Here is a 12,818-nt window from a genome sequence, read left to right on the forward strand (position 1 = left end):
GCACAGCTGCGTTATTTGTCCCGCAACTCGCGGCGCAGGATCTTGCCCACAGGCGTTTTGGGCAGCTCGGTGCGGAACTCCACCACCTTGGGCTGCTTGTATCCCGTGAGGTTTTCCTTGCAGAAATTGCGCACATCTTCTTCGCTGAGGTTGGGATCTTTTTTCACAATGACCAGCTTCACCGCTTCGCCGGTTTTGGCATCGGCCACCCCCACGCAGGCGCACTCCATGACGCCGGGCAACTGGGCCACCACGTCTTCGAGTTCCGTGGGGAACACGTTGAAGCCGCTGACCAGAATCATGTCCTTCTTGCGGTCCACGATCTTGAAGAAGCCTTTCTCATCCATGACCCCAATGTCACCGGACTTGAAGAAGCCGTCCGATGTCATGACCTTGGCGGTCTCATCAGGGCGCTGCCAGTAACCCGCCATGACCTGCGGACCCTTGATGGCAATCTCGCCGCTTTGGCCCGCTGGCACTTCGTTGCCGTCGTCGTCCAGCAGCTTCATGTAGGTGCTGGGCAAGGGCACGCCGATGGTGCCGGTGTACTCGGTAGAAGTGACGGGGTTGCAGCTGGCTGAAGGCGATGTCTCGCTCAGGCCGTAGCCTTCGCAAATGGAACAACCGGTCTTCTCGAACCAGATTTTGGCCACGCCGCTTTGCACGGCCGTGCCGCCGCCCACAGATACCTTGAGATGGCTCCAGTCCACGGTGTTGAAATCGGGGTGATTGGCCAGACCATTGAACAGTGTGTTGACCGCGGGAAAGCTGTGGATCGTGTGCTTGGTCAGCTCCTTGAGCACGCCGGGAATGTCACGCGGATTGGGGATCAGGATCAGCTTGCCGCCGGTACGCATGGACAACATCATGCCGACCGTGAACGCGAAGATGTGGTACAGCGGGAGCGCACACACGCCGGTGGGCTGCTCACCAGCGGGCACCTTCTTCATGACCGGGTCGTTCCAGGCTTCGGACTGCAGCACGTTGGCTATCACGTTGCGGTGCAGTAGCACAGCGCCCTTGGACACCCCGGTGGTGCCACCGGTGTACTGCAGCACAGCGACGTCGTCCGCCTTGGTGTCTGGCCTCTTGAATGAAGCTTTGGTGCCGCGGGCAATGGCGTCATTGAAGCGCACAGCGCCGATCAGGTTGAACGCAGGCACCATCTTCTTGACATTGCGCACCACGTAGTTCACCAGCGCACCCTTGAGCAGGCCCAACTGGTCGCCCATGGCGCAAAGCACTACATGTTTGACGGGCGTGGCCGCAATGCACTTTTCCAATGTCGTGGCAAAGTTTTCAATGATGACAATGGCCTTGGCGCCGGAGTCCTTGAGCTGGTGCTCCAGTTCACGCGGGGTGTACAGCGGGTTCACATTCACCACCACAAAGCCGGCACGCAGAATGCCGGCCACGGCCACGGGGTACTGGGGCACGTTGGGCATCATGATCGCCACGCGGTCTCCCTTGACCAAACCCAGGCCTTGCAAGTAGGCGGCGAATGCCTGGCTCAGGCTGTCGGTCTGGGCATAGGTGATCTCCTTGCCCATGAAGTTGTAGGCCACGCGGTTGGCGTATTTCTGGAAGCTCTCTTCCATCAACCCTACCAACGAGGGATACAACGCGGTATTGATGTCCGCGGGCACCCCCTTGGGATAGCTGTTCAGCCAAATGCGATCTGTCATGTCCTTGTCTCCATCCTATTTTTTTAACCCAATCGGGTATTTTCTCTATCCTGGGCGCAACACGGGCGTGTGCTTTCCCTAGGTTGCGCACGCACCACTCAGGTTTTCAAAGCGCCCAGCACCTCATCAAGCATTTTCTTGGCATCGCCAAACAGCATGCGGTTGTTGTCCTTGTAGAACAAGGGGTTATCCACGCCCGCATAGCCCGAGGCCATGCTGCGTTTCATCACGATGGAGGTCTTGGCCTTCCAGACTTCAAGCACTGGCATGCCAGCAATCGGGCTGCTCGGATCATCCTGTGCGGAAGGGTTCACGATGTCATTGGCCCCAATCACCATCACCACATCGGTCTCGGGGAAGTCGTCGTTGATTTCTTCCATCTCGAACACGACGTCGTAGGGCACCTTGGCCTCGGCCAGCAGTACATTCATGTGACCGGGCATGCGCCCTGCCACGGGGTGAATACCAAAGCGAACATTGACGCCCTTGTCTCTCAACGTGCGCGTAATCTCGAACACCGTATGCTGGGCTTGCGCCACCGCCATGCCGTAACCGGGCACGATAATCACGCTCTTGGCTTCGCGCAGCAGCTCGGCGGTCTCGCCTGCATTGACGGCAACCACTTCTCCTGCAGGTTGCACTGCGCCGCCTTCGGCCTTCGGTGCCGCGGGAGCACTGCCAAATCCACCGGCAATCACGCTGATGAAGCTGCGGTTCATCGCATTGCACATGATGTAGGACAGGATGGCGCCGCTGGAGCCGACCAGCGCACCGGTCACGATCAAAAGGTCGTTGGACAGCATGAAACCGGTCGCTGCAGCGGCCCAGCCGGAGTAGCTGTTGAGCATAGACACCACCACGGGCATATCGGCACCGCCAATGGCCATGACCATGTGCACGCCAAACAGCAGCGCCACCACGGTCATCACAATCAGAGGCGTCATGCCGGCGTCCAGCGTTTCGGCGCGCAGGAATTCGCGACCGAAGTACAGCACCACCAACAGGCCCACCAGGTTCATCCAGTGGCGGCCTGGCAGCAGCACCGGGCTGCCGCCAATGCGGCCAGACAGCTTGCCAAACGCGATCACGGAACCGGCAAAGGTGACGGCGCCGATGAAGATGCCGATGTAGATCTCCAGCTCGTGGATGGTCTTGGCTGCGCCCTCGAATCCAGCCGTGGCCGCCGGATCTACATAGGTGGCAAAACCAACCAGCATGGCGGCCAAACCGACCATGCTGTGCATGAGTGCGACCAGCTCAGGCATCTGGGTCATCTGCACGGTGCGCGCAGCGTACAGGCCGATGCCGCCGCCCACGACCATAGCCCCGATGATCCAGGGAATGCCCGCCACCGTCACACTGGGACCAAACACCGTGGCCAGTACGGCCAGTGACATGCCCACCATGCCATACAGGTTGCCGCGCAGGGCTGTCGACTGGTTGGACAAACCGCCCAAGCTCAGGATAAAGAGAATGGTCGCGCCAATGTAGGAGACCGTAGCCAAACTTGCAGACATCTTCAGGTCTCCTTACTTGCGGAACATGGCCAGCATGCGCTGGGTGACGGCAAAGCCGCCAAACATATTGATAGCGGTCAGCACAATGCCTGCCGCTGCCAGCCAGGTGATGAGGCTGTCGGGCCGCCCCACCGCACCAGCCACGGGAGAAATTTGCACCAGGGCACCGATGGCGATGATGCTGCTGATGGCATTGGTCACACTCATGAGCGGCGTATGCAGTGCGGGTTTCACGTTCCAGACCACCATGTAGCCTACAAAGCAGGCCAGCACAAACACCGTGAAGTGCCCCAGGAATGCTGCTGGCGCGTAGCTACCTATCAACCAGAACAGCACTGCAGCCACGGCCATCAAGATGGCCAGGCTCTTCGCCGACATGGGCTCGCTGGCACCGCCATGGCCATGGGCCGGCTTCTTGGCCACCACGGGGGCCGCGGCCTTGGGTGCCGGTGCGGCAGTCACCTTGGGTGCCGGGGCAGGCCAGGTGATGGCGCCGTCCTTGATGACTGTCAGGCCGCGAATCGCGTCATCTTCCATGTTGACGTTGGCGATGCCGTCCTTGGCCTTGCACAGTTCTTCGCTCAGGCGGAACAGGTTGGTGGCATACAGCGTGGACGATTGCTTGGACAGGCGCGAGGCCAGGTCGGTGTAGCCCACGATGGTCACGCCATGCTTCACCACGGCCTGGCCGGGTTCGGTCAGTTCGCAGTTACCGCCCTGCTCGGCTGCCATGTCGACGATCACGCTGCCGGGCTTCATGGAGCGCACCATTTCGGCGGTGATGAGCTTGGGCGCGGGCTTGCCGGGAATCAGCGCGGTGGTGATGATGATGTCCGCCTCTTTGGCCTGCTGCGCGTACATGGCGCGTTGCGCGGCCTGGAAGCCTTCGGACATGACCTTGGCGTAACCACCGCCACCGCCGCCCTCTTCCTCGTAATCCACCTTGACGAACTCACCGCCCAGGGACACCACTTGGTCGGCCACCTCGGCGCGCGTGTCATTGGCACGCACGATGGCACCCAGGCTGGCTGCAGTGCCGATGGCCGCCAGGCCTGCGACGCCCGCACCGGCAATGAACACCTTGGCCGGAGGCACCTTGCCTGCGGCCGTGATCTGACCATTGAAGAAGCGTCCAAAGGCGTTGGCCGCTTCAATCACCGCGCGGTAGCCACTGACACCCGCCATGGAGGTCAAGGCGTCCATCTTCTGGGCGCGGCTCAGTGTGCGGGGTAACGCATCGATGGCCAACACGGTGGCCTTGCGGGCGGCCAGCTGTTGCAGCAGTTCGGGGTTTTGGGCCGGCCAGATAAAGCTGATGAGGGTGCCGCCTTCGCGCAGCAGGCTCACTTCGTCGCTGGAGGGGCCGCGCACCTTGAAGACGATGTCCGATTGCGCCCAGATTTCCGCGGCCGTGGCCACCACCTGCGCACCCGCTGCGCGGTAGCTGTCGTCGTCGCAGTTGGCCAAAACGCCAGCGCCCGACTCCACACTGACCTGGAAGCCCAGCTTGATCAGCTTCTCCACAACATCCGGGACCGTGGCAACGCGTTTTTCGCCGGGAAATATCTCCCGGGGAACACCAATACGCTGTCCTTTTTCAGTGGGAACACTGGTCTGCATCAAGCGACTCCTCAAGATGGATGGGGCCTAGCCCTGGGGCGTGTTTCGCAGCGGTAAGCTTGGCGAAAGGTATCTGGGCGGCAACTTTAACTGAATTTCCCTGTGCCAACGCCCATCTGGCGCCGCTTGCGCGACGGCCCCTGCGTAAAACAGCCCAACCTTCCATGCCCATAATCCCGCATGACCCCACGATGGAAACCCAGCGTCACCGTAGCCGCTGTCATAGAGCAACAGGGCCGCTTCCTGCTGGTGGAAGAACATACGCCTGAAGGCCTGCGCCTGAACAACCCGGCCGGTCACCTGGACCCGGCGGAGTCGCCCGCTCAGGGTTGTTCCCGAGAGGTATTAGAGGAAACGGCCTATGCGTTCACGCCAACCTTTCTTGTGGGGTTGTACCTATCCCGTTTTCAGCGCCAGCGTGCGGACGGCCTGGAAGATGTGACCTACCTGCGCTTCGCCTACGCGGGCACCCTGGGCGCCTTTGACGCGCAGCGCACGCTGGACACCGGCATTGAACGTACCGTGTGGCTGACAGCCGACGAGCTGCGCGCCAGCCAAGACCGCCACCGCAGCCCGCTGGTGCTGCAGTGCATGGAAGACTATTTGCGCGGCCAGCGTTACCCGCTGGAACTGGTTTACGCCGACGCCAGTATTTGGGCGCCGGTCACACCGCTATAAAAAAAGGAGCTGCTCGCGCAATATCTACGGGGGCCAGGGGCATTATTGGCATACAAACCCGCACCAAGCCTGCCCCGGTAAAATTGGGGCATGAGCAAGCAACGCATCGTGGTCGGGCTGAGTGGGGGCGTGGATTCCGCCGTTACCGCCCATCTCTTGAAACAACAAGGCCACGAGGTGGTCGGCATCTTCATGAAGAACTGGGAAGATGACGATGACAGCGAATATTGCTCCTCCAACATCGATTTTGTAGACGCCGCTGCCGTAGCCGACGTGCTGGGCATCGAGATCGAACATGTCAACTTTGCCTCCGATTACCGCGATCGCGTGTTCGCCGAGTTCCTGCGCGAGTACCAGGCCGGGCGCACACCCAACCCCGACATCCTGTGCAACGCCGAGATCAAGTTCAAGGCCTTTTTGGACCATGCCATGCGCCTGGGTGCCGAGAAAATCGCCACCGGCCACTACGCCCGCGTGCGCCTGAACGAGGCCACCGGCAAGCACGAGCTGCTCAAGGGTCTGGACCCGGCCAAGGACCAGAGCTACTTTTTGCATCGCCTCAACCAGGCCCAACTGTCCAAGACCCTGTTCCCGGTAGGCGAGCTGCACAAGACCGAAGTGCGCCGCATTGCCGACGAGATCGGCCTGCCCAACGCCAAGAAGAAAGACTCCACCGGCATTTGCTTCATTGGCGAGCGCCCGTTCCGCGAATTCCTGAACCGCTATATCTCCAAGGAACCCGGCCCCATCAAGAACGCCAAGGGCCACACCATTGGCGAGCACGTGGGCCTGTCGTTCTACACGCTGGGCCAGCGCCAGGGCCTGGGCATTGGCGGGCTCAAGGCCAAGGGCGCCCAGCGCGGCGGTGGCGACCATGCCCCCTGGTTTGTGGCACGCAAGGATATGGAGACCAATACTCTGTGGGTGGTGCAGGGGCATGACCACCCCTGGCTGCAGTCGCTGGCATTGCAGGCGCAAGACGCGAGCTGGGTAGCGGGCGCTGCGCCGGCCGACGCGGCCATGGCGGCCAAAACCCGCTACCGGCAGGCCGACGCCCCCTGCAGCGTGCACGCCGATTCCGACACCACTTTTGCGCTGGACTTTGCACAAGCCCAGTGGGCGGTGACGCCCGGCCAGTCGGCCGTGCTGTACGACGGCGAGGTATGTTTGGGTGGTGGCATCATCACAACGGCAGCTACCACCGCCTGACCGCGTCCTTGGAGCCGGCGCAAAAGACTACAAACCGTGATTTGGTTGGCACGGCCTCCGGTAAAGCTGGTGCTAACATCCGCCTCAACAAGCGAATTGCATACAGTTTGCCAGGGACCACCTCACCAACCACTGCCATGTTCCACGTACTACGCAATGCGGATGGGTCCATCGCCTCGCTGTCTCGGCAAGAGCGCGCGGGGGGAGAGTTTCTGGACGACACCCACCCCGATATCGTGGGCTTCATGGGCGCACGGTCCGCGGAGCCCGGATTTGACGCTGCCGACGCCGAGTTTGTGCGTGTGCTGGAAGACTTGATCGACACCCTGATCGTGAAGAACGTGATTCGCCACACCGACCTGCCCGCCGCGGCCCAGCGCAAGCTGACCCTGCGCAAAGGGCTGCGCAACCGCATGCAGGGCGCGCTGAACCTGCTTGGCGGAGACGACCGTCTGCTGTAACCCATGGTGTCTAACCCCCCACCGACGCCCATCCCACAACCCAAGCCCAGCACCTGGCGCTTGGGCGAACACAGCGTCCATTTCGACCCGCTCTTGGATAGCGTGGTGGCCATCGCACGCATCTTCGGCATCTCGACCAGCCAGGAGGCGCTCTCGGCCGGGCTGCCGCTGGAAAACAATTTGGTTACTCCGGCCTTGCTGCCGCGCGCTGCGGCCCGCGCAGGGCTGACAGCGCGACTCGCAAGGCGTGCGCTATCGGACTTGCGACCGGGGCTGCTGCCAGTGATCCTGATGCTCAAGGAAAAGCAAGCCTGCCTGTTGCTGGAATGGACGGAAGACGGCCAGGCGCGGGTGCGATTTCCGGAAAGCGGAGAGTCGGGGGACGTGCTGCCTAAGGAAGAACTGGAGGCACTGTTCGCCGGTGTGGTGTTCTTCGTGCGGCCGGTCTTCAAGTTCGACCCGCGCACACCGCAAACGGGTCAGGTCAAATCACGGCACTGGTTCTGGAGCGTGGTGTTCCAGAACTGGCGCCTGTACCGCGATAGTCTGCTGGCCGCCCTGCTGATCAATCTGTTTGCCCTGGCCATGCCCATGTTCTCCATGACGGTGTATGACCGAGTGGTGCCCAATCGGGCCGAGGAAACGCTGTGGGTGCTGGCCGTTGGCGTGCTGGTGATGATGTGCTTTGACGCAGCGCTGCGCGTGCTGCGGGCCTACATCCTGGACACGGCCGGCAAGCGCATTGACGTCACACTGTCCTCCCGCATCATGGAGCGGGTATTGGGTCTGCGCATGGCAGACCGGCCCGCCTCTGTTGGGTCGTTTGCTGCCAATCTGCGGGCCTTTGAATCGGTGCGCGACTTTGTGGCTTCTGCCTCTATCACCACCCTGGTCGACTTGCCGTTTGTGCTGGTGTTCTTTGTGGTCATCATCTGGATTTCTCCCTGGCTGCTGCTGCCGCCGCTGGTCTGCATCGGCATGTTGCTGGTGGCGTCTCTGGTGGTGCAACAAAAAATGCAGGAGTTGGTGGATGTGACGCAGCGCGCGTCCTCCCAACGCAATGCCACGCTGGTGGAAAGCCTGGTGGGCATTGAGACCATCAAGTTCATGGTGGCCGAGAGCGCCTTCCAGCGCAAATGGGAACAGTCCACGGTCTTTCTGGCTCAAAACAGCACCAAGCTGAAGTTGCTCTCGAACGCCACACTGAACTTTGCGCAAATGATGCAGCAGCTGGTGTCTGTCACCACCGTGATCTTGGGCGTGTACCTGCTGATGGCCAACCAGATCAGCATGGGCGCCATCATCGCGGCCTCCATGCTGGCAGGACGCGCCATGGCACCGTTTGGCCAAGTGGCCGGGCTGCTCATGCAGTACCACAGCGCCAAGAGTGGGCTGGCATCCATTGCCAACCACATGCAAACCCAGCCCGAGCGCGCCGACGATTCTGCGTTTTTGCACCGCGCCGGCTTCCAGGGCACCATTGAATTCAAGAATGTCAGTTTCTCCTACCCCGGGCAACAACAAGCGGTACTGAGCCGCGTATCGTTCAAGATCCATGCGGGAGAGAAGGTTGCCTTTATTGGCCGCGTGGGGTCTGGCAAATCGACCATCCAGCGCCTGATCCTGGGCTTGCACCAGCCCTCCGAGGGCGCCATCTTGATCGACGGCATTGATTTGCGTCAGATTGACCCCGCCGAGCTGCGCAGGGCAGCAGGTTTTGTTTCGCAGGACGTCAGTCTGTTCTACGGCACATTGAAAGAAAACATCGCACTGGGCGCCCCCTTTGCCGATGATCAGGATGTGATTGCCGCAGCCGAATTGGCCGGTGTCACCGAGTTTGCCAACCGCCACCCGCGCGGATTTGACATGCCGATCGGAGAGCGCGGTGAATCGCTGTCGGGCGGGCAGCGTCAGGCGGTAGGCATTGCCCGTGCGGTGCTGAATGACTCCCCCATCCTGCTGTTGGACGAACCCAGCAGCGCCATGGACCACCAAAGCGAAGACCTCCTCAAAGCGCGCCTGCGCCGCTTCACCATCGGCAAGACCGTCGTTCTGGTGACCCACCGCACATCATTGCTGGAATTGGTGGACCGGCTGATCGTGATCGACAACGGCCAAATCATGGCCGATGGCCCCAAGGCCCAGGTGGTTGAGGCGCTGCAAAGCGGCCGCATAGGGAGGGCCGCCTGATGGCAACCGCACCCGGCACAAAGTTTCCCAAAACCATGGCGCTATGGCGCCGGTTCTACGCTTGGTGCTCACGCTGGATAGACCGGAGCCTGCTCGCCATTGCAGGTCGGCACAACGAGCAAGACAGCGACTTCGACGCCAATGCCGATTGGGCGATCGCAGAACAAACGCCCAAGGGCGCGCGCATCCTGATCTGGCTCAGTGTGGTTGCCGTGCTGGTGCTGTTGCTATGGTCTGCTTTTGCGGTGCTGGATGAGGTTACGCGCGGCGAGGGCAAGGTGATTCCATCGCGGCAGATCCAGATTTTGCAAAGCATGGACGGGGGCATCGTGTCGGAAATTCTGGCGCGCGAGGGCCAGACGGTGAAGGCGGGCGATCTCTTGCTGAAGGTAGACCCCACGCGCATGGTGTCGTCGTTGCGGGAAAACCAATCTCAGTACCTGTCGTTGCTGGCCAAAGCAGCACGCCTGCGGGCGCTGGCCGAAGGCTCCCGGTTTGTGCCACCTGACGAAGTCGTCAAACAAGCGCCCGAGATCGTGGAACAGGAGCGCGCCCTGTATGAGTCGCGCAGAGCCGAACTGGATGCCACGATTGGTGTCGCCCGCCAGCAATCGACCCAACGCTCTCAGGAATTGCTCTCGGTGCGTGCGCGGCGCGAACAAGCTTCGCAAAGCTACAACCTGACCGCGCGCGAGCTGGAAATGACACGCCCACTGGTGAAAACCGGAGCGGTGTCAGATGTGGAACTGTTGCGACTGGAGCGCGACGTCGCACGGTACCGCGGAGAGCGCGACAGCGCGAGTTCGGATATTCCGCGACTCGAGTCAGCCGTGGCGGAGGCGAATCGCAAAATTCAGGAGGTGGAGCTCACGTTCCGCAACACATCCCGGTCGGAGATGAGCGACGTAAATGCCAAGCTCAATGCGCTGTCTGAAGGCAGCGCCGCTCTGGAAGACCGGGTGAAGCAAACTGAAATCCGTTCACCCGTGAATGGCACGGTCAAGCAACTCAAGGTCAACACGGTAGGCGGCGTGGTGCAACCCGGCAAGGACGTGATTGAGCTGGTGCCGTCGGACGATGCATTGTTGCTGGAAGCCAAAGTGCTACCGCGGGACATCGCCTTCCTCCGCCCCGGGCAAAAGGCGCTGGTCAAATTCACTGCCTACGATTTCGCCATCTACGGCGGCTTGGAAGCCACACTGGAGCAGATCGGTGCAGACAGTGTGGTCGATGACAAGGGCAATGCCTACTTTGTGGTGCGTGTTCGCACGCTGTCCAACAGCATCGGTCCACAAAAATTCCCGATCATCCCCGGCATGGTCGCAGAGGTAGACATCCTCACCGGCAAGAAGTCGGTGCTCTCGTATTTGCTGAAACCCATCTTGCGAGCCCGCGCAAAGGCGATGACCGAACGATGATTGGGGGCAAGGCATGGGTGTATGCAACACACGACGCGGGCTTGCGCCTGCATTGGCAAAAGGCACTGGGTCACCCTAAAGCGCTCACGCCCACCAGTTTTGAGGCACTGATTGGGCAGGCGGTACCCAGAGGCGCCCAGATATGGGTAGATTTGGCATTGCCCGGTCTGCCCAATTGGCAGGACCCCAGATGGCGAACCTTATGGGTTGACGGGGGCCATCAAGTCATTGCAACCAGCTCCAACCCCAAAGACCACGAAGCAATGGCGGCTCTGGATGCGGGCTGTGCAGGCTATTGCCATGCTTTTTCAGATGCAGGAACCTTGCGTCAGATTCAACAGGTGGTGCAGGCAGGGCACGTCTGGATTGGCCCCGCATTGATGCAGCGTTTGATTCGCGGCGCCAACCAGGCAGCCCCCTTGGTTGCCACGCCAGCGATGGCCTGGCGTGATCAACTGACCCACCGAGAGACAGAGGTCGCTGTTATGGCGGCAAAAGGGGCATCCAATCTGGACATTGCAACCGCCTGCGGAATCTCTGAACGCACCGTCAAAGCCCATTTGAGTGCTGCTTTTGAGAAGTTGGGCGTGACTGATCGACTGCAGCTGGCGTTAAAAGTCCACGGAATCCAGTAGAAAAGCACAAAACCTGTACTCAAGGACAATAGTCGGGCGCGTCGCCATCCTCTAGAGTCAGCTGATCCAATTAGCTGAATTCCGGAGTTTTCATGGCTGCCAATCAAGTTTCCGCCCAAGCACGCGGTGTTGTCGTTGTTCTGCAAGGCAACGCGTGGATCGTGAATCCGGATGGCAGTCGCAAGCCCCTGCACTTGGGCGATGAAGTCCAGGAGGGCCAAGTCATCGCGACAGAGGATGGAACACGGCTTGAGCTGGCCATGCCGCATGACAACCTCGTTACCGTCGAATCCGGCCGCGAACTGCTGCTCGACGCCAACCTGCTAGGAACCATCAAGACCGACCCTACTGAAGCGGCTCTCAAGAATCTGAATAGCGGTGCTGAAGCCATTGCCAAGATCCTCGCAACCGGTACCGGTGATCTGTCAGAGGAACTGGACGCCACCGCAGCAGGCCTTTCTGGTGGAGATGCCAGCGACTCCCACAGTTTTGTGCGCGTGCTACGCATCAGCGAAGAGCTCACCTCGCTGGGCATTCAGCGTGACAACAACCAGACAGACACGGCCGTCTTTGATGCGTCGGGCACATCCACTCAACCCACTGGCACAACAACGTCTGGAACGACAACGCCACCGGGCGCACCTAGCGTTTCCATCCCCGACGAGAACGGAGCGGGGGTTGCCGGCAACAAGACGGTGGCCGAGACTGACGGCGCCATCCCCGGCGAGTTCACCGTAACCGCCCCTGCCGGCCTGGCCAGTATTTCTGTGGCGGGCACCTCGCTGAGTGCCGCTCAGATCGCCACGCTGGGCTCCACGCCAGTCACCATCACCACCGCCGATGGCACCTTGGTGCTCAATGGCTACGCACCTGCCACCGGCAAGCTCAGCTATACCTTTGATCCCGTGGTGCACAGCACCAATGCATCCGCCACAGCCGCCTTGCCCGTCACCGTTACCGATTCCCTGGGCGCTACCAGCACGGCGAGCAATCTCAATATCGTCATCACCGACAGCAAGCCCACTGCCGTCAATGACTCCGCCTCCATCACCGAGGACGCTGCCCCCAATACGGTCACAGGCTCCGTGCTGGCCAATGACACCGTGGGTGCCGACTCCAATGCCACTGCGGTCACCACGGCCAATGTCACGCTGGCTCACGGCTCGCTGGATCTGCATGCCGATGGCACTTACACCTATACGCTGGACAACTCCAACGCCGCCGTCAACGCTCTGAACAACGGCCAGACCCTCACCGATACCTATACCTATACGCTCACCGATGGCGATGGCTCCACCACCACCGCCACTCTGTCCATCACCATCAACGGCACCAACGATGTGCCCGTGATTGGCGGCTCCAGCTCCGGCGCCGTGGTCGAGGCCGGCGGCGTGGCCAACGCCAC

General features: G+C 61.0%; 10 protein-coding genes. 7 read left to right on the forward strand and 3 right to left on the reverse strand.

Annotation, left to right across the window (positions count from 1 at the left end; translation table 11 throughout):
* Positions 1–11: 11 nt before the first annotated feature.
* The 3 genes from AC07OE_RS14590 to AC07OE_RS14600 all read right to left on the reverse strand — a co-directional run bounded on the left by AC07OE_RS14590 (position 12) and on the right by AC07OE_RS14600 (position 4,822).
* Positions 12–1,685 carry a long-chain-fatty-acid--CoA ligase gene (locus AC07OE_RS14590; protein WP_495071299.1) on the reverse strand — a complete coding sequence of 558 codons (1,674 nt, stop codon included), beginning with the start codon at positions 1,683–1,685 and terminating at the stop codon, positions 12–14.
* Positions 1,686–1,783: 98 nt separating this feature from the next.
* Positions 1,784–3,202 carry a Re/Si-specific NAD(P)(+) transhydrogenase subunit beta gene (gene pntB, locus AC07OE_RS14595; RefSeq protein WP_495071300.1) on the reverse strand — a complete coding sequence of 473 codons (1,419 nt, stop codon included), beginning with the start codon at positions 3,200–3,202 and terminating at the stop codon, positions 1,784–1,786.
* A 12-nt stretch (positions 3,203–3,214) separates the two neighbouring features.
* Positions 3,215–4,822 (reverse strand): Re/Si-specific NAD(P)(+) transhydrogenase subunit alpha, encoded by a 1,608-nt coding sequence (locus AC07OE_RS14600; protein ID WP_495071301.1) that lies wholly within the window; start codon positions 4,820–4,822, stop codon positions 3,215–3,217.
* Between the two features lie 180 nt (positions 4,823–5,002).
* Between AC07OE_RS14600 and AC07OE_RS14605 the strand changes: the two genes are divergently transcribed.
* The 7 genes from AC07OE_RS14605 to AC07OE_RS14635 all read left to right on the forward strand — a co-directional run.
* Positions 5,003–5,500, forward strand: a complete 498-nt coding sequence (locus AC07OE_RS14605) for an NUDIX hydrolase (RefSeq protein WP_495071302.1) — start codon at positions 5,003–5,005, stop codon at positions 5,498–5,500.
* Between the two features lie 90 nt (positions 5,501–5,590).
* Positions 5,591–6,709, forward strand: coding sequence for a tRNA 2-thiouridine(34) synthase MnmA (mnmA, locus tag AC07OE_RS14610; protein ID WP_495071303.1), 1,119 nt, complete (start codon positions 5,591–5,593; stop codon positions 6,707–6,709).
* 137 nt (positions 6,710–6,846) lie between these two features.
* On the forward strand, positions 6,847–7,170 hold the full coding sequence (locus AC07OE_RS14615) for a hypothetical protein (RefSeq protein ID WP_495071304.1): 324 nt from the start codon (positions 6,847–6,849) through the stop codon (positions 7,168–7,170).
* Positions 7,171–7,173: 3 nt separating this feature from the next.
* On the forward strand, positions 7,174–9,360 hold the full coding sequence (locus AC07OE_RS14620) for a type I secretion system permease/ATPase (RefSeq protein ID WP_495071305.1): 2,187 nt from the start codon (positions 7,174–7,176) through the stop codon (positions 9,358–9,360).
* On the forward strand, positions 9,360–10,778 hold the full coding sequence (locus AC07OE_RS14625) for an HlyD family type I secretion periplasmic adaptor subunit (RefSeq protein ID WP_495071306.1): 1,419 nt from the start codon (positions 9,360–9,362) through the stop codon (positions 10,776–10,778). The genes AC07OE_RS14620 and AC07OE_RS14625 overlap by 1 nt, the downstream gene beginning before the upstream one ends.
* Positions 10,775–11,413, forward strand: coding sequence for a response regulator transcription factor (locus AC07OE_RS14630; protein WP_495071307.1), 639 nt, complete (start codon positions 10,775–10,777; stop codon positions 11,411–11,413). Before AC07OE_RS14625 ends, AC07OE_RS14630 begins: the two co-directional genes overlap by 4 nt.
* Before the next feature lie 92 nt (positions 11,414–11,505).
* Positions 11,506–12,818, forward strand: a 1,313-nt coding sequence (locus AC07OE_RS14635; protein ID WP_495071308.1) for a retention module-containing protein, incomplete at its 3' end; no start/stop codon positions are given.

It is taken from the genome of Rhodoferax sp. GW821-FHT09E07 (genome assembly GCF_059416145.1).

Bases quoted from the DNA above. Each gene is read 5' to 3' on its own strand.
- AC07OE_RS14605 (WP_495071302.1), top strand. From the start codon at position 5,003: ATGACCCCACGATGGAAACCCAGCGTCACCGTAGCCGCTGTCATAGAG.
- AC07OE_RS14625 (WP_495071306.1), top strand. From the start codon at position 9,360: ATGGCAACCGCACCCGGCACAAAGTTTCCCAAAACCATGGCGCTATGG.
- AC07OE_RS14615 (WP_495071304.1), top strand. From the start codon at position 6,847: ATGTTCCACGTACTACGCAATGCGGATGGGTCCATCGCCTCGCTGTCT.
- AC07OE_RS14620 (WP_495071305.1), top strand. From the start codon at position 7,174: ATGGTGTCTAACCCCCCACCGACGCCCATCCCACAACCCAAGCCCAGC.
- AC07OE_RS14600 (WP_495071301.1), bottom strand. From the start codon at position 4,822: ATGCAGACCAGTGTTCCCACTGAAAAAGGACAGCGTATTGGTGTTCCC.
- pntB (WP_495071300.1), bottom strand. From the start codon at position 3,202: ATGTCTGCAAGTTTGGCTACGGTCTCCTACATTGGCGCGACCATTCTC.
- AC07OE_RS14630 (WP_495071307.1), top strand. From the start codon at position 10,775: ATGATTGGGGGCAAGGCATGGGTGTATGCAACACACGACGCGGGCTTG.
- AC07OE_RS14590 (WP_495071299.1), bottom strand. From the start codon at position 1,685: ATGACAGATCGCATTTGGCTGAACAGCTATCCCAAGGGGGTGCCCGCG.
- mnmA (WP_495071303.1), top strand. From the start codon at position 5,591: ATGAGCAAGCAACGCATCGTGGTCGGGCTGAGTGGGGGCGTGGATTCC.